This is a genomic window from Thioclava sp. NS-SX20 (genome assembly GCF_057380695.1).
In genome coordinates this window covers 1,843,073-1,859,641 of the sequence record NZ_CM170816.1, presented here as the reverse complement: position 1 = coordinate 1,859,641, position 16,569 = coordinate 1,843,073, and the positions used below count along the sequence as shown (strand labels likewise).

At 61.5% G+C, this 16,569-nt stretch carries 18 protein-coding genes; 3 read left to right on the top strand and 15 right to left on the bottom strand.

Going from position 1 to position 16,569, the window contains the following annotated elements:
• Window positions 1-7 precede the first annotated feature (7 nt).
• The 4 genes from AC2ISB_RS08990 to mgtE form a co-directional block, all read right to left on the bottom strand.
• Window positions 8-1,786 carry an SLC13 family permease gene (locus tag AC2ISB_RS08990; RefSeq protein ID WP_339109532.1) on the bottom strand — a complete coding sequence of 593 codons (1,779 nt, stop codon included), beginning with the start codon at window positions 1,784-1,786 and terminating at the stop codon, window positions 8-10.
• Window positions 1,787-1,910: 124 nt separating this feature from the next.
• Window positions 1,911-2,726 (bottom strand): TIGR00282 family metallophosphoesterase, encoded by an 816-nt coding sequence (locus tag AC2ISB_RS08985; protein ID WP_339107879.1) that lies wholly within the window; start codon window positions 2,724-2,726, stop codon window positions 1,911-1,913.
• Window positions 2,727-2,795: 69 nt separating this feature from the next.
• Entirely contained in the window at window positions 2,796-3,374 is a 579-nt protein-coding gene (locus AC2ISB_RS08980) for a 5-formyltetrahydrofolate cyclo-ligase (protein ID WP_486574756.1), read from the bottom strand.
• A complete protein-coding gene (gene mgtE / locus AC2ISB_RS08975) occupies window positions 3,371-4,756 on the bottom strand; it encodes a magnesium transporter (RefSeq protein ID WP_339107877.1) in 1,386 nt (461 codons plus the stop codon). The genes AC2ISB_RS08980 and mgtE overlap by 4 nt, the downstream gene beginning before the upstream one ends.
• 136 nt (window positions 4,757-4,892) lie before the next feature.
• On the opposite strand from mgtE, the gene guaD reads away from it, so the two are divergent.
• On the top strand, window positions 4,893-6,173 hold the full coding sequence (gene guaD / locus AC2ISB_RS08970; RefSeq protein ID WP_486574755.1) for a guanine deaminase: 1,281 nt from the start codon (window positions 4,893-4,895) through the stop codon (window positions 6,171-6,173).
• A gap of 472 nt (window positions 6,174-6,645) precedes the next feature.
• Here the strand turns inward: guaD and AC2ISB_RS08965 are convergent, their stop codons facing one another.
• From AC2ISB_RS08965 to AC2ISB_RS08930, 8 genes are all read right to left on the bottom strand, one after another.
• A complete protein-coding gene (locus AC2ISB_RS08965; protein WP_486574754.1) occupies window positions 6,646-7,257 on the bottom strand; it encodes a LysE family translocator in 612 nt (203 codons plus the stop codon).
• Between the two features lie 3 nt (window positions 7,258-7,260).
• Complete coding sequence (locus AC2ISB_RS08960) at window positions 7,261-7,968, bottom strand: B3/B4 domain-containing protein (RefSeq protein WP_486574753.1); 708 nt, start codon at window positions 7,966-7,968, stop codon at window positions 7,261-7,263.
• Window positions 7,969-8,045: 77 nt separating this feature from the next.
• Window positions 8,046-8,846, bottom strand: coding sequence for a helix-turn-helix domain-containing protein (locus AC2ISB_RS08955; RefSeq protein ID WP_486574752.1), 801 nt, complete (start codon window positions 8,844-8,846; stop codon window positions 8,046-8,048).
• Window positions 8,847-9,065: 219 nt separating this feature from the next.
• Window positions 9,066-9,842, bottom strand: a complete 777-nt coding sequence (locus AC2ISB_RS08950; protein WP_486574751.1) for an alpha/beta hydrolase family protein — start codon at window positions 9,840-9,842, stop codon at window positions 9,066-9,068.
• Window positions 9,843-10,358: 516 nt separating this feature from the next.
• Window positions 10,359-10,856 (bottom strand): helix-turn-helix transcriptional regulator, encoded by a 498-nt coding sequence (locus AC2ISB_RS08945; protein ID WP_330646859.1) that lies wholly within the window; start codon window positions 10,854-10,856, stop codon window positions 10,359-10,361.
• Entirely contained in the window at window positions 10,853-11,530 is a 678-nt protein-coding gene (locus AC2ISB_RS08940; RefSeq protein ID WP_486574750.1) for a cytochrome b/b6 domain-containing protein, read from the bottom strand. The genes AC2ISB_RS08945 and AC2ISB_RS08940 overlap by 4 nt, the downstream gene beginning before the upstream one ends.
• Entirely contained in the window at window positions 11,530-11,790 is a 261-nt protein-coding gene (locus AC2ISB_RS08935; protein ID WP_486574749.1) for a PepSY domain-containing protein, read from the bottom strand. The genes AC2ISB_RS08940 and AC2ISB_RS08935 overlap by 1 nt, the downstream gene beginning before the upstream one ends.
• Before the next feature lie 190 nt (window positions 11,791-11,980).
• Complete coding sequence (locus AC2ISB_RS08930; RefSeq protein WP_486574748.1) at window positions 11,981-12,364, bottom strand: PepSY domain-containing protein; 384 nt, start codon at window positions 12,362-12,364, stop codon at window positions 11,981-11,983.
• Between the two features lie 201 nt (window positions 12,365-12,565).
• Here AC2ISB_RS08930 and AC2ISB_RS08925 point away from each other — a divergent pair, with 201 nt between their 5' ends.
• Window positions 12,566-13,186, top strand: a complete 621-nt coding sequence (locus AC2ISB_RS08925; RefSeq protein WP_486574747.1) for a hypothetical protein — start codon at window positions 12,566-12,568, stop codon at window positions 13,184-13,186.
• Entirely contained in the window at window positions 13,183-13,956 is a 774-nt protein-coding gene (locus AC2ISB_RS08920) for a COG4705 family protein (RefSeq protein ID WP_486574746.1), read from the top strand. Before AC2ISB_RS08925 ends, AC2ISB_RS08920 begins: the two co-directional genes overlap by 4 nt.
• Window positions 13,957-13,991: 35 nt before the next feature.
• Here AC2ISB_RS08920 and AC2ISB_RS08915 read toward each other — a convergent pair whose 3' ends face one another.
• Genes AC2ISB_RS08915 through AC2ISB_RS08905 form a run of 3 tightly spaced genes read right to left on the bottom strand, consistent with a single transcriptional unit; the run spans window position 13,992 to window position 16,504 of the window.
• Window positions 13,992-14,465 carry a DUF2127 domain-containing protein gene (locus AC2ISB_RS08915; RefSeq protein WP_486574745.1) on the bottom strand — a complete coding sequence of 158 codons (474 nt, stop codon included), beginning with the start codon at window positions 14,463-14,465 and terminating at the stop codon, window positions 13,992-13,994.
• A gap of 21 nt (window positions 14,466-14,486) precedes the next feature.
• Complete coding sequence (locus tag AC2ISB_RS08910; protein WP_486574744.1) at window positions 14,487-15,833, bottom strand: sensor histidine kinase; 1,347 nt, start codon at window positions 15,831-15,833, stop codon at window positions 14,487-14,489.
• Window positions 15,830-16,504 (bottom strand): response regulator transcription factor, encoded by a 675-nt coding sequence (locus tag AC2ISB_RS08905; protein WP_330646851.1) that lies wholly within the window; start codon window positions 16,502-16,504, stop codon window positions 15,830-15,832. The genes AC2ISB_RS08910 and AC2ISB_RS08905 overlap by 4 nt, the downstream gene beginning before the upstream one ends.
• Window positions 16,505-16,569: the final 65 nt, after the last annotated feature.

Below are 16,569 nucleotides of genomic sequence, written 5' to 3'. Positions count from 1 at the left end.
AAGTGAATCAAAGCGGCCAGATCAAAGGAATGATCAGGCAAGCGGTCAGGCCGGTGACAATATCCAGCGGAATCCCCAGACGCAGGAAGTCGTTGAAACGGTAGCCACCCGGCCCGTAGACCATCATATGGGTCTGATAGCCGATCGGCGTCGCAAAAGCCACCGATGCCGAAAACATTACCGCGATGGCGAAGGGGCGGGGGTCATAGCCCAAAGAATGGGCCAAGCTGATGGCGATCGGGGCATAGATCACGGCCACGGCGTTGTTGGACAGGAATTCCGTCATCACCAGCCCGATGAAATACACCGCCATCAGGGTGGCGAAGGGCGGCAGATGGGTCAGCCAGGGCGAGATATAATCGACCAGCAGTTTCACCGATCCCGAAGCCTCAAGCGCGTCACCCACGATCAGCATCGAGAAGATCATGGCCAGAAGGCGCCCGTCGACAAAGGTGAAGGCTTCATCGGCATCAATGCATTTGCTGACCAGAATGATGGCCACGGCCACGCCCGCCAGCACCAGAATCGGGGCGATGTCAAAGGCGGCCAGCCCGACAACGCCCAGCAGCGCCCCGATCGCCAGCGGCATATGGCTGCGGCGATAGGCTTTGGCGGTGGGCTTGGAGACATCCACCAGATCCATATCCGAGGCCAGACGCGCAATGTCTTCCGGCGCGCCTTCCAGAAGCAGCGTGTCGCCCACGACAACCACCAGATCATCCAGCTGGCGCCCGATATTCTGGTTGCGGCGGTGGGCGGCCAGAACATAGACCCCGTAGCGGCGGCGCAGGCGCAGCTCGCCCAAGGACCGCCCGATCATCCGGCAACCGGGCGAAATCAGCACCTCGACGGTTTCGGTCTGTACCGAACTCAGCTTGTCGATCATCCGCAGATCGGGGTTTTTCTGCATGCCCAGCAGCTCGGTCATCTCGGTGCGCAAGACCACGCGGTCGCCCTGTTCCAGAACGGCATTGGGCAGATCGCGGCGCAGCGAGGCATCGCCGCGCAGCACATCCACCACGCGCACGCCCTCGCGTTTGAAGGCATCCACCTCCAGAACCGGCGTGCCCAGAAGCGAGCTGTCCTCGGGGATGGCCACCTCGGTGAAATATTTCATCTTCGGGCGCTGGCCCAGCAGGAAGGCCATCGACTGGCGCTCGGGCAGCAGGAATCTGGTGGTCAGCGCCATGAAGAGCGAGCCTGCCACAAGCACCGCGATCCCGACCGGCAGGATCTCCAGCACGCCGAAAGGCTCCAGTCCGCTGCGCCGCGCGACCCCGTCAACGAGGATGTTTGTCGAGGTGCCCAGAAGCGTCAGCATGCCGCCCATGACGGTGAAGTAACTGAGCGGCAACAGGAATTTCGAGGGCGACTTGCCCAGTTTGCGCGCCACCTGAATGAAGACGGGGATCATCACCGCCACGACGGGGGTGTTGTTCATCACCCCGGATGCGACGGCGGTGATGGCAAACATCAGCCCGACCGTGAAGACGGGGCGCTTCGAGATATGGGTCTCGGCATAGCGAGTCATCGCATCCAGCGCGCCTGTGCGCACCAGCGCGCCCATGATCAGGAACATGAAGGCAATGGTCCAAGGTGCCGAGTTTGACAGGCTTTCGGTGGCCTGTTTCACGGGCTCGAAGCCAAAGATGACCATCAGCGCCGCACCCGCAATCGCGATCACCTCGGGCGGGCGCGTTTCGCGGATGAACATGACGAACATCCAGACCACGATCAGTAGCGGCAAAATGGCCCGCACCGTATCGGAAAGCGGCAGATCGATCATCATGACCCCAAGAATTTTTCAAGCGTCTTCGGGCGGATACTAATCAGCACGGGACGCGGCACAAGCAGAGTTTGAAAATCAGGAGCCTTTCCGCCGCAACGGAGCAAAAGGCAACCGGATCCGCTCAAATCGGCGTCTGTTCGGGAAGACGTCCGCCCACCCGCACCGGCTGGCAGCGTTTGGCCAGCCCCGTGCGGTCATCGGTTTCGACGAAGAACCCCGAAAGGGAGGCCTCGCCCTTGGCAGGGGTGAATCGGTCCCGTGCCATGCCGGTGATGAAGCGGCGCATGGGCTCGGCTTTTTCCATGCCGATCACCGAGTTGTAATCGCCGCACATACCCGCATCGGTCAGATAGGCGGTGCCTGCGGGCAGGATCATGGCATCGGCGGTGGGCACATGGGTATGGGTGCCCACAACCATGCTGGCCTTGCCATCGCAGAAATGCCCCATCGCCATCTTCTCCGAGGTCGCCTCGCAATGGACATCCAGCAAGATCGCCTGTGCCTGACCGCCCAGAGGATAGGATTTCAGCACCTTTTCGACAGCGGAGAAGGGGTCGTCGAAGGGGCGCTTCATGAAGACCTGTCCCAGCACCTGCGCCACAAGGATCTTGCGGCCACGACGATCCTCAAACAGCCGCGCTCCTGCACCGGGGGCATCCTTGGCGAAATTGAGCGGGCGGATCACCCGTTTTTCCTGCGCGATGAACGGCATCATGTCCTTCTGGTCGAAGGCATGATCGCCCAGCGTCACCACATCGGCACCCGCATTCAGCAAAAGCTTGGCATGATCCGCCGAGAGCCCCATCCCGTTCGAGGAGTTCTCGCCGTTGACCACGACAAAATCCAGCTTCCACGCCTCGCGCAGACCCGCAAGACGCTCGCTGATTGCCGTGCGCCCCGCGCGGCCCATTACATCGCCAAGAAAGAGTATTTTCATGGGGTCCTGCCTTAGGGGGTCGGGCGTGAAAGGGCAAATGTTTTCACCCGTTTCCCCCGATTTTTGGCGTTACGGCGCCTCGGAGCGGGTGGGGAAAGGACCGAAAACGCCGGTTTCGGTCACCATCAGGTCCAGCGGCTGGTCGGTGGTCTCGATGGGAACCCGCGCCATTTCCTGCGCGGCAAAGGCGAAACCGATCGCCGTGACGGGGCCGCGCTGGCGCAAGCCCTCAAGGGTACGGTCGTAAAACCCGCCGCCATACCCCAGCCGGAAGCCGCGGCGGTCGAAAGCCAGAAGCGGCACCACGACCACCTGCGGGCAGACCGTCGCCGTAGCGGCGGGAATGGCCGCGCCGAATGCGCCGGGGATCATCTCGGCTTCCGCCGACCACGGTCGGAAGGACAGCGGTCGGGCCTCGGCTTCGACCACGGGCAGGCAGAGAGGGCCGTCATGGCGCAGCAGGGCAGGGCGGGGGTCAAGCTCGGTGCGGATCGGCATGTATCCCGCCACGATCTGACCCGCATAGCGGCGCAGGACCTCGCTCAGGCGGGCATTGGCCTGCAGCGCCAGCCCCTGCGTGGCGAAGGCGGCCTTGCGGGCGGCGAAGGCGGCTTTGCGCGCGGCCTGCTTGTCCTCGCCCGAGCTCATAAAAGCATAGTCCCCGCAAGGCCCAGAAAGGCGAAAAACCCCACGACATCGGTGACGGTCGTCACGAAGGTCCCCGAGGCCAGTGCAGGGTCGGCTCCGAGTTTCTCCAGCGCCAGCGGCACCAGAATGCCGGCAACCGCCGCCACCACCAGATTGATGACCATCGCAATGGCAATCACCGCGCCAAGCGTGGCCCCGTCAAACCAGACCCATGCGACGATCCCCATGACAAGTGCGAAGGCCAGCCCGTTGAGCAACCCCACAATAGTTTCCCGCCTGACCACACGCCAGACGTTGCTATCGGTCAGGCTTTTGGTTGCCAGCGCCCGCACGGCCACGGTCAGTGTCTGCGTGCCCGCATTGCCCCCCATTGAAGCGACAATCGGCATCAGCACCGCCAAGGCGACGATTTTCTGGATCGTGCCTTCAAAGACCGAGATCACCAGCGAGGCCAGAATGGCGGTCAGCAGGTTCACCATCAGCCACGGCAACCGCTGGCGCAGGGTTTCCAGAACGGTGTCGGAAAGCGAGGATTCATCCCCCACACCCGCCAGACGCAGGATGTCTTCCTCGTGTTCCTCATCCAGCACGGACATGGCGTCGTCGATGGTGATCACGCCGACAAGGCGGTCATTCTCGTCGACCACGGGACAGGAGATCAGGTGGTACTGGTTGAAGGCATAGGCCACATCCCCTTCCTCCTGATAGACGGAGATCGTGCGGAACTCTTCCTCGGCTATATCCCTGAGGCCGGAATCGCGCGGCGCCGACAGAATGCGCCCCAGCGTGACATTGGCCAGCGGGTGATGTGCGGGGTCCACCAGAATGACGTGGTAGAACTGGTCCGGCAACCATTCCGACGAGCGCAGATAGTCGATGGTCTCGCCCACGGTCCAATGCTCGGGGGCGGTGACCACCTCGCGCTGCATCAGACGACCGGCAGAATATTCGGGATAGGTCAGCGATTTCTCGACCGCGATCCGGTCACGGTCATCGAGGATGTCGAGAATCGCTTCCTGCTGCGGTTCTTCGAGATCCTCGATCAGGTCGACCACGTCATCGGAATCAAGCTCGCGGACTGCCTCGGCCAGAACCTCGGGCTCGAGGCTCGACAGCACTTCCTCGCGGATCGATTCGTCGATCTCGGTCAGGATCTCCCCGTCGATCTCGCGGCCCCAGAGGCGCAGGATCCCGCGGCGTTCATTCCCCGAGATCTGTTCGAGAAGGTCAGCGATATCTGCGGCGTGCAAAGGCTCCAGTAGGCGTTTGAGCGCCTCTGCGTCCTCGTCTTCCACGGCCTGCAGGATCGTCTCGACCAGCTCGCCATCCAGCCGGTAATCCTGCTCTTCGCGCTCTTGGTCCTCGATCAGATCTTCTGCCATCCGGCCCCCTTGGATTTTATTGGCCCGCAACTCGGTATTCAAACTAGCCTATCCGCTGGGCGGGCAGAAGAGGCTGGTATCCCGTTTTCGCTCATGCCTAAGATGGTGCGTCTTTTGCGAGCGGAAAGGAATGGTGATGGTCGATCTTCTGTTGGGACAGGTGATCCGTTTTTGTGACATCCCCATGACAGATCAGGCGTTCGGGATGGAGCATTTGACCCAAGGTGCCGTCGTTGTAAAGGACGGTCGGATCGCGGCAGTCGGCCCTGCCGAAGATGTGAAGCGCGCCTGGCCGCAGGCGCGCCTGCACGACTACGGGGACAAACTGATTTCGGCAGGGTTCATCGACGCCCATGTGCATTTTCCGCAAACCGCGATCATTGCCAGCTGGGGAAAGCGGCTGATCGACTGGCTCAACGCCTATACCTTTCCGGAGGAAATGCGACTGGCCGATCCGCTCTATGCCAAGACGATTGCCGAGACCTATATGGATCTGGCGCTGGCCAATGGCACGACAAGCATGTGCAGCTTCTGTACCGTCCATCCGGCAAGCGTCGACGCTTTTTTCACGGCGGCACAAAGGCGTGGTCTGCGCGCGATGGGCGGCAAGACCTGTATGGACCGCAACGCCCCCGAGGGGCTGCGCGACAGCGCCCAATCGGCCTATGATGACAGCAAGGCGCTTTTGCGCAAATGGCATGGGGTGGACCGGCTGTCTTATGTGATCACCCCGCGGTTCTCGCCCACATCCACGCCAGACCAGCTGCGCGCTCTGGGGGATCTATGGGCCGAACATCCCGACTGCCTGATGCAGACCCATCTTTCCGAGCAGACCGACGAGATCGCCTGGGTCAGATCGCTTTTCCCGCAAGCCCGCGATTATCTCGACACTTACGAGGCCTTTGGGCTATTGGGCGAAAACGGTCTCTATGGCCATGCGATCCATCTGGAGCCGCGCGAGATCGACAGGTTGTCCGAGCTGAATGCCGGGATCGCCCATTGCCCGACCTCGAATACCTTCATCGGCTCGGGGCTGTTCGATATGGCGGGCATGGTGGGCCGCACCCGCGTAGGTCTTGCGACCGACACGGGCGGCGGGTCGAGCTTTTCCATGCTACGCACGATGGCTGCAGCCTACGAGATCGGTCAACTGCGGGGAACGCCGCTGCATCCGGCATTCCTGTGGTGGCTGGCGACCCATGGCTCCGCGCGCAGTTTGAAGATCGATGATCGTGTGGGGAATATCGCTGTTGGGCTGGAGGCGGACCTGATCGTGGTGGATCTGGCCTCCACCCCCGCCATCCGTCAACGCATGTCCCGCGCGGACAGCTTCACGGAAGCCCTTTTCGCCACCATCATGATGGGCGACGACCGCGCCATCGCATCTGTCTGGGTGAACGGGGAAAAGCACCACTAACGCCGTTTAGTGTGTGTAATTTGAAGCATATGAGTGCGAATTTAAAGCATATCCTTACCAGACAAAAATACTTTATCCATATAATTCAGAAATTTATTAGCACGCAATTACAATCAAAGCTTCACCTCGCCTACGTGCTTCAGATCCTCTGAAGCTCGTAGGCGTTAAATGCGACAAGGTCGTTTTCGTCCCTCTCATAATGTCCGCAAGGCTGGCCATCACTGCGTCGCAGCTTGACCGAGCCGAAGGTTCTCTTGTCGCGCGGTATTCTTGATGGATGAAGGTCGGCAATGCGGACGAAGCTGCCGTTCATCCCGCCGAGTCAAATGACCGCTCCACCATCGCTTCCTGATGTTCGTTTCGGCCCGGCGCTGCCGCAGCCTCTTGGAAAACGAAGGCAGAGCACGCCAGGTTAGCGCCAAGGTGCCAGGGGCATTGCCCTTTTTCTTTCGATTATGCCAAAGCTTGGAGATCAGGTCCGGGCGAGGGCAAGGCGGGCGGCAAGAAGGACGAATGCCCCGGCAAAGCCGCGTCGCAGCCAGGCTGTCACGGCGGGGCGCCCGACCACGTGGCGTCGGACCTGTGCGGCCAGCACGCCATAGCCCACGAAGACGACGAAGGTCATGGCCATGAAGACCGCGCTGAGCCCGAGCATCCGGGCCAGTGGGGCAGTGGCCCCGGCGGGCAGGAATTGCGGCAGGAAGGCGAGGAAGAAGATCGCGAGCTTGGGGTTGAGGATATTTATCGCGAACCCTGCGAGCGCCACGCGCGGCAGGGATTTCGCGCCGTGGTCCGGCGCGATCTCGAGCGCGCCTTTCTCTCGCAGCACGGCCCAGGCCATCCAGAGCAGGTAAAAGGCGCCGAGAATTTTGAAGATTTCGAAAGCCGTTGCGCTGGTCTGTAACAGCGCTGCAAGGCCAAAAATCGCGGCGAGCATTGCGGGCAGGATCCCGAACGTACAACCTATGGCGGCGGCAGCGCTTGCCCGCACGCCCTGCGAGAGTCCGATGGCGAGGGTGTAGAGAACGCCTGTGCCCGGTACGAGCACTACGATCAGCGAGGTCACAAGAAAGGCGAGGTTCATGGCTCAGGCTTCCTCTTCCAGCAACAGCTCGAAGATGGCATCGGGCCGATCGAGCACCGAGCTCTGTGTCACGGTCGCGACGAGCGGCAGCGCCACCGTCAACGCGTCCGAGAGGCATCGCAGATCGCGGGCCGCCCCGTCGTGCAGCGCCTCGGCGACGATCAACGCGCGGCGCGTGGCGGGGCGGACGGCGGACATCCGGCTCTGCCGGTTTGCCCAGCGTCGGGCATGGGCTTCGCCTGCGTCGTCGACGAAGATGACCTCGCCAGCTTCAGGGTGTTCGGTTTCTCCGGAGAAGGCCAGATATCTCTCAGCCCCCCCCGCCGCCTGCACGGTCAGATTGCCGGTGACCTGATCGAGGTCGAAGACCGCCACGGGCGAGGCAAAGGCGAGCGAGGCGGCGTTGCACAGGTCGATGAGTGGATGAATTGCAGGCAGGCTCCCCTCCTTGCGGAACCGCCGCAAGAGCGCCTCGGCGGCGCAGCGATATTTCGTGGGTTTCAGCCCCATCGCCGCATAGGCGGCGCGCCAGGCCTTGATCTCGGGGAAGTCCGCCTCGGTTGCGCCGGTTAACCTTGCGGCTGCGTCGCGCCGAAATTTCGCGACTGCCGGCGTGACATCGGCGTCAAGGCTGACCGCGTGCAGCGCAATCACTGCCGTCGCGCGTGTGGGAAAGGTCGTCTGCAAGTGAGAGGAATAGGAAAAGCGCATCGCGTCCTCGCCGTGAGTTCCGGAATGCGTGCAGGATAGTCCGTCGTGGCACGCGCTGGCTTGAAGGATATTGCCCTTCAGGCCTTGACCGCGGCGCGAAAGCGGCCCGGCGGCAGACCGAACTGGCGCGCGAATGCGCGAGTGAGGTGGCTTTGGTCGGCGAACCCTGCCGCCAGCGCAGCCTCGGCGATCGGAAGGCCCGCGGCGATCCCCTCTCGCGCACGTTTCACCCGATGTTGGGTAAGATAGGCATACGGCGTGGTGCCGACCTCGCGGGCGAAGCGGCGCAGAAAGGCATAGCGGCTCATCCTCGCTTCGACGGCGAAATCGCTCAGCGACAAAGGCGCCGCCCAGTCCTGCGCGATCAGGTCGAGCACTCGTGCAACCGGTCCAATCGACACCCGCTTGGTCGGACCGCCGCTGACCTCCGGTGGCTCGCCGAGTAGAGCGCGGATCGCGAAAAGCAGTGCCTCTTCGATCTGCGCAGGATCGGGCCGGTCCTCCACCACTGCCGCGAAGGCACGCACCACGGCGGCCTGGGTCGCTGGGTGCGAGAGAACCGGATTGTGCCATTCCACGTCCCCGACTGCCAGATCACTGAGGCGTGCAAGCGCGGCAGGCGTCAGGAACAGCATCCGCCAGTGGCGCGGTGCGCCGGGATAGCCGCGTCCATCATGGATCTCGGCCGGGTTGACAGTGATGACGTCACCGGATGCGGCCTCAACCAGCCCGCGCCCGCTCCAGCTTTCCTGACCACCCGCGACAAGATAGCCGAAGCCAAACTCGTCATGGCTGTGGCGAGGAAAGCTTCGATCCGAGCAGAGCGCTAGGGCTTCGATGCCGTCAGAGGAGATTTGGTGGTGCAGTACGTTGTGCATTTTCTCAACATAGCTGTCCTGAATTGCTTGAACAGGGGGCGAAGGCCCGCCAACGGGGGATGTATCGATCGCTCATAGCAATCGATTTGGAATTGTCTACTAGCCTGTTGCATTCCGCCGTTCAGACAAAGTGCAGCATCGGTCAAACGGTAGCTATGCGGACAAAGTGTGCTTTCGTCGCGGATACGTCAGCGCCTGCTCTTCGACGACCTTGTGATGCTACTGCCCCAAAGATCGTTGCAAAAAAGACAACAGCAGTTCGTGGTGGTGATTCTCACCTTCACTCCCGGGAACATGTCCCTCGTGCTCATAGTAGTGTGCTTCAACAGGTAAGCCATTGGCTTCTCTTCGTTTATGCAGTCTTTTTGTCATTTCCGGGGACCAAGTCAGATCTTTTAGCCCAACTGATAGGAAAAGCGGGCGAGCGTAGCACTCTATTTTAATCCGCTCCGACGGTAAGAGTTTGTCAGACGATCCGTTCCATGTCCAAGCGCGCCGAGACGGGTCCCACGCCTGCCAGCCCGGATCGCCGCTATCTCGAAAACCGCGCGCATCGAACGCGCCACAGATAACGTCCGGAGCGGCCAAGCACGCCACGGCATCGGGCTGGCCTAGCATATCTTCCTCGCCCATCAAGCTGGCCAAGAGCAAAGCATGTTCTGCTCCGCGTGATACGCCATAAACGGCAACTTTCCCGTTGCATGCCTCGAAGTTTCTAAGAGCTGAAAGAGCACTGACGGTTTCGGTAAGTTCTACGTCTTCGATGTGGCCTGCATTCCATGCGTTGCCGCCTTTTGAGTAACTGTGCGGGTAGCATAAAAAACCGTCCGCTGCGAGCATTGCAGCCGTTCGATGAGACCATCCTGAAACACCGCCTTCGGAGCCATGAAGGATCAAGAGGCCCGGAAATTTGCCCTCTCCTGAGGGGCCGTAGGTGGTTCCCCACTTTGGCAGAAAACGTCGCTTAATATTTGGGTGCATGCGGTCCTGTTCCAAAAATCAGTCTGTTAGGAGCTTGGTTAACAGACATTCACTTCGTGCGCAGCATCAATCAGTCCGGGCTCAAACCGGTCATGCGGCGGTGCGGCAGCCCGATACGAGGGCCGCGATACGCTGTCGACGCGTTCGGCCCTCTCCGGACCTTCGCCAAGCTGTCTCTGCTGCAGCGCAGCTTCCCCAAACCGGCCATCCGTGGCATCGTGCAGCAAGGCTTGGCACGCTAAGGTCAGCAATGCGGACTTTCCTGCCGTTCGCTGCGACGGTACGATCTGCGTTACGATTGTGCGAGTCTTTGCTGCGAGGATAGACTCCGGACTTCGCTGTAGCGAGCACCGTTCGATCAAAGGGAAACAGAAGCCGACATTCGGAACTGGACCAGATCGAGATGTGTTCTACGCTGATGCAAGTTTGAGCGGCCTCCTTCTCACAATACGCCGGCCAGGCAGCCTCTTACAGCTCCATAGAGCACCACTAATCTTGGCGTGGTTCTGATCCGACTTGCGGAGCGGGCCCCTAAGCGTCAGGCACAGGCTCCGTGAGAAGATCCTCGACAAAGAAGGCCGCGAGTTGTGCGCGGTTGGAGACGCCAGCTTTGGCGTAAATGCGGGTCAGTTGGGCGCGCACCGTTCCATTGGCCGCCCCTCTCAGGCCGGCAATTTCTGCAGCATCCAGACCCTTGAGCGCAAAAAGCGCGACCTCCCGTTCGGCAGGTGTCAGCGCCCAATCCTCAAACTGCCGCTCGACCACCCGCGAGAAATGGCCGCGGGCGATGTCCAGCGCGCGGTTCTTTTCAGCCAGATCGCCCATTAGCGCCCGTAGTTGGATGATCCCCATGTACAGTCCAACGACCAGCATTACGGCCACGAAAAGCTCCATCGCCGTCTCGACGAAGGCTGATCCGGAGACCGCATCGGCCAAGGCATCGGACGCGAAGAACAGCACGGCCACCCCCTGCAACAGGATAACGATCGCCAGCACAGCCTGCCGGTTCTTGGGCGAAAGATCTTTCATTCCTTGCGTGATCCAAACAGCATCGGTTTTATCAGGTTCCGTCTCATCACACGCCCCTCCACGATCACGCCCGCCACATGCACGAGCGAAAGGATCAGGATCAGATTGGCGGCGAGCCCATGCACCTGACCGGACCAGTGTTTGAGCCCCGCCATCCATGCAGTTTCCGCGCCCGAGGAGGCTTTGGCAAGGGCAGACCAGTCGCCCGCCGCAACGGCGGCATTCTGGGCGGCTACCTGTATCGGCGTCTGAGCGCCCGTCATGATAAGGCCTGTCACGATCACCAGCGTTAAAAGCCCCCAAAGTGCATAGACCATGATCGCACCTGCCGGATTATGCGAGGGATGGGCGCGGGGTGTCTGGCCACGCAAGACCTGCCAGAGATGGCCGGTGGCGGCCTTCGGGTCGGGCGGAAAGCTGGTAAACCGCGCTTCGGGGGGGCCCATGAGCCCCCAGACCAGCCGGACCGCCAGAACTGCCAAAACGATCCAGCCGATCCAGACATGCAGTGTCTTGCCAGGCTCGCTGATCAGCCCGTTGACGATCACCGCCACGGCCACGGTCCAGTGCGTCAGCCGCACCAGCGGGTCCCAGAGCGAGGGCGACGCGATGTCGCCCCCCGTCTGGTGCAAGTTTTTCTGGTTCTGGGGTGCCAAGGGACGATGCCGCGGCATCAGTCGTTTTCCTTGATCTTGACGACATCGCCCGAGGTCGGGTCGATATAGACTTCCCAATGGGCTTTGTTGGCATCATCGCATTTGGCCTCGATCATCCCGTCTTCAGCACCGAATTTCGTGACGGTGCAGCCTGCAGCATCCAGCGCGGCGGTGGCCGTCTCCGGCGTGTTACCGACATGGTCGCCGATGGCGGGCATGGCGGAAGCAAACATGGGCGCTGCGATAAGGGCGGTGGCAAGCAGGATCGTTTTGGTCATCAGGGTAGTCCTCCAAAAACTCCGGTCAGTCCGGATAGCTTGGACATGCCCCACGCCAGATGCCCCGTCGATTGCACAGACGCTGATCTAACGGCCCGTAAGCAGATGCTTATGGGCATAAGCACCCACCCTAAAAGAAAAACCCGGACATCGGCGGATGTCCGGGTTGCAAAATCGGCAGGGGTCTGGATCAGCCGTCCTGCTCCTCGCCATCCTCTTCCTCGCCATCGGCGCTTTCATGGTCATCAGCCTCGGCAGCCATCTTCTTCACCTGACCGTCGGCGGCATTCACAAACCAGTTCTCGACCTGACCGGAAGTGCCGGCGATCTCGACCTCATAGCCCCAGCCGCCTGTTGCATCATCCTGCTCCCACGCGGCGGACATCACATTGCCAGAGGTCTGCGACGACACCGTGCCGATGGCCTGAGTGATCGACATGGCGCTTCGATCAAGAGCCTGGATCTCGGCGGTATCGGGCGCATCGGCGGCTTGCGGCCCCGCGGCCCAGACAGCACCGGCAAAACCGCCCACGAAGGTCAGCGGCACGAGGGTCATGGTCAGAATACGTTTCATCTTGGGTCCTTTCGGTTCGGGTCAGGCGGTCTTGCCTGCCATGACCTCAATCTGGGGAGGGGGTTTGACCTTAGCCTGACCGCGATCTTACCATTCTGTAATCGGGGAATTTCACGCCTTACAAATTCGTAAGAAGCCGGACAGGCGGGGGCCAAACCCGCCCCCTACACAGAGCCTATCGAGAAAACGGAAAGCTCTGACATGAAACAGCTCCTTCTTGCCACCGCCCTGATTGCCGCGCCTGTCGCCGTGTTCTCGGGCGTCGAGCATTATCTGACGGCGCCCGCAGCCCAGACCGCGGGCCTTGGCGATCTGTCGCCCTATGCGACCATCGTGGCCGACACCCAGACCATCGCCGCCAGTGGCGATCTGGCCAAGGCCGAGACCCGCATCACAGATCTGGAAACCGCATGGGACAAGGCCGAGCCGACCTTACGCCCGCAGGCCCCTGCCGAATGGGCGGCGGTTGACGATGCGGCTGATGCGGCCTTCACCGCGCTGCGTGCCAAAACCCCCGACCGTGTTACGGTCAGCATGGCGCTGGCCTCCCTGCAGGATACTCTGGCTAATCCGCAGCCGGTGGCGGCGACAGGCACCCAGACGCAAGGCGGGATCGCGGTGACCGATGCCACCGGACACCCGATTGCCTGCGAGGTCATGTTGCAAGAGCTCTCGACCGCATTGACGGGCTCCGCCCTTGCTCCCGATGCCAGCGCCCAGATCCGCGATCTGCAAGCCCGCGCCATAGAGCGCTGCAATGCCGATGACGACCGCCGCGCCGATGCCTTTTCCGCCCACGCCCTTGCAATGGTGAACCGATGACCACGATGCCCTTCACACCCGCGCACCAAACGCCCGTCAATCCCGCCAATAAGGTGCCCGAGATCACCCCCGCCTTCTGGCTGATCAAGCTGATGGCGGTCACCATGGGCGAGACGGCGGCCGATTATCTCAATGTCAATCTGGGGCTCGGACTTACGCCGACCTCGATTTTGATGAGCGCAATCCTGATCGGCACCCTGGCGATCCAGTTCACCAGATCGACCTATATTCCTTGGGCCTATTGGCTAAATGTCGTGCTGATCTCGGTGGTGGGCACGCTTCTGACCGATAATCTGGTCGATAATCTGGGCGTCAGCCTGATCACCTGCACAATCGCCTTCTCTGGGCTTCTGGGCCTGACCTTCTGGGCATGGTTCCGGCGCGAGGGGACGCTGTCGATCCATGCGGTCGATACCAAGCCGCGCGAAGCCTTCTACTGGCTGGCGATCCTGTTCACCTTCGCGCTTGGCACAGCGGCGGGCGATCTGGTGGCCGAACAATTCGCGCTTGGCTATCTGGCCAGCGGGGTGCTGTTCGGGTCGGTCATCCTCAGCCTGTTTGCCGGTTGGCTGATGCTTGGGCTGGATGCGATTTTGGCCTTCTGGCTCGTTTATATCCTGACCCGCCCGCTGGGCGCGAGCTTTGGCGATCTTCTGTCGCAGCCGGTCGATTATGGCGGGATGGGCTTCGGGACGATCCTGACCAGCCTGATGTTCCTGTCGGTGATCGTGCTGACAGTAGTCATTATGACCCTGCGACGTGAACACTAATGGGTAGGGAGGCCACTGGCCTTCCTTTTCCGCCTTCAGCCCCGCATTTGCCGCGCCCGTGTCCGCCATTCATGCCAGACAAGCCCGCAGACCAGAAGATCGAACACTGTCAGCGCAAGAAGCGCTGTCGAATGTGTGTAGCTATAGCGGTAAAGCTGATAGGCCATGAAGCCGCCAAGCGCGATGAGCGATAGCGGAAAGGCGATCCATTTTTCCTTCAGAAGGCCGATGACCAACGCCAGTTTAATTGCGCCGTGGCTGGCAAGATAGAAGGCGTAGAAAGCTTCGGTCGAGCCGGTAAACCCCTGTGCGGCATGCATGATATGGCTCGCCACAAAATCCCGCGGGTCCTCGCGCAGCTCGTCCTGCGTCAGGAAGTTCATCCAGCGCAGGATCGTGTCGGATTTCACGACGTAGAAGAATAGCCCTGCCAAAATCTCGATCAGCGCATGAATGCCCTTGAGCGCAACGCTGATCTCGAAGGCCTGATGCAACCGTTTCTCTTGCAAGCCCTGTCTCCTCTTTCGGCTTTACTGCACTAAGGCGATACGCGCCTGCAAGCCCGGATGCAGGTTTGCCAGCTCCAGTCGCGCACCATGCAAGCTGGCAATCGCCTCGACAAGGCTGAGCCCCAACCCCGAGCCTTGCGTATTGCGCGCACGGTCAAGCCGCACGAAACGTTCGCGCACGCGGGGCAGATCGGGTTCGGGGATGCCGGGGCCGGTATCGGACACGGTGATCTCCCCCTGCGTGGCGGCCAGTGTAATCACAGCGCCCGTCGGGCAATGGCGGGTGGCATTGTCGATCAGGTTGACGATGGCCTGCGTCAGAAGTTCGCGATCCGCCTGTATCACCAGCCCCTCGGGCATTTCCAGCGCCAACCGATGGCCCAGATCTTCGGCGATCGGTTCCATCATCTCGTGGATCTGGGCGCAAAGGGCTGACAGATCCACCGGTTGCAGGGCAATCTCGACCATCCCCGCCTGCATTCGCGCAAGCCGCAGGATTGCATCGAAAGTCTCGGACACCTGATCGAGGTCGCTCAGTGCTCGCCCGATCTCCTGCCGCACAGGCATCGGCGCCTGATCATCCAGCGCCACAGGCTCCAGTCGCAGCCTGAGCCGCGCAAGGGGCGCGCGCAGGTCATGGGCGATATCGGTCGAGACCTGCCGGATCACCGAAATCCCATCCTCAAGCTGATCCAAGGTCCGGTCCACGCTTTGCGCCAGCCGCGCGATATCATCGCGGCCGGTATCGGCGATGCGCAGACCGTGTTCGCCATGGCCCACCTCGGTCAGCGTGTCTTCCATCCGCTGCACGCGGCGTTCGCTGCGCCGCGCGATCACCACCGCCACGCCGGTCGAAAGCAGCAGCGCGATCCCGAGACCCCAGCCGAAACTGCCCAGCATCATCTCGGCCTGCGCCCGCAGCCATTCATCATCGCGCCCTGTGACGATCAGCCCTTCGGGAATGCGGATCGCATAGGCCACATAGCCCTCGGGCGTGTCGGCCAGCGCCGCGCGCAGCTGCATATCGATCCCGACCTTCAGATGCCGCGCGCCGGTAAATGCAGGCAGCACAGAGGCATTGCCCAGAATCGCCCCGCCATCCTGCGGGATAAAGGCAATCAGGTTCGAGGCGTTGCGCATGACCGCCATCTGGGCATCGATCTGCTCGGTCAGATCATCCATATCGCCATTTTGCGCCACCAAGGCCAAGGCCTCGGTCGTGGCCTCAACATCGGCCTCAAGTCTATGCGCGGTCTCGCCCGATTGCAGGTAATAAGAGACCCCGCCCGCCGAGACCGCTGCCAGCGCGAAAACGCCCGAGATCATCGCCGCAAAGCGCATGGACCAGCTTAAGGGGCGCAGCCTCATGGGGCCTCGAACACATAGCCGATGCCGTGGATCGTGGTCAGGCAGGGCTTGGCAAACGGCTTGTCGATCTTGCCGCGCAGGCGCGAGATATGGGTTTCAACCACGCTGCTTTTGGGGTCGAAATGGATGTCCCAGACTGCTTCCAGAAGAATGGTCTTGGTCTGCACCCGACCGGGGCGCTCCATGAAATGCCGCAGCAGCATGAATTCGCGCGGCTGCAGGTCGATCTTTTCGCCCGCCCGCCAGACCTCGCGCGCCAGAAGATCAAGCCGGATCTCGCCGGCGATCAGTTCTGTCACCTCGGGCTTCAGGTTTGGACGGCGGGCGATCGTATCCATCCGCGCCAGAAGTTCGACAAAGGCGAAGGGCTTGACCATATAATCATCGGCCCCTGCCTTCAGTCCCGCCACACGGTCCTCGACGCTGCCCATCGCGGTCAGAAGGATCACGGGCGTGGCGATCTGCGCCGCCCGCAGCGCCTTAAGGAGCGCCAGACCATCGAGCCCCGGCATCATCCGGTCGAAGATGAACAGGTCATACTCCTGCGCGGTGGCCTGGATCAGCGCCTCGCGGCCATTGGCGATCAGATCGGCGCTATGACCTTCGGCCAGAAGCCCTTTTTGCAGATAGGCTCCGGTTTCGGCATCATCTTCGGCGATCAGGATCTTCATCGGTCTTCCTTTGGGGATGTAGTCACGGCATAGCATAAAACGCGAAATCCGGGCCAGTTTTCTGG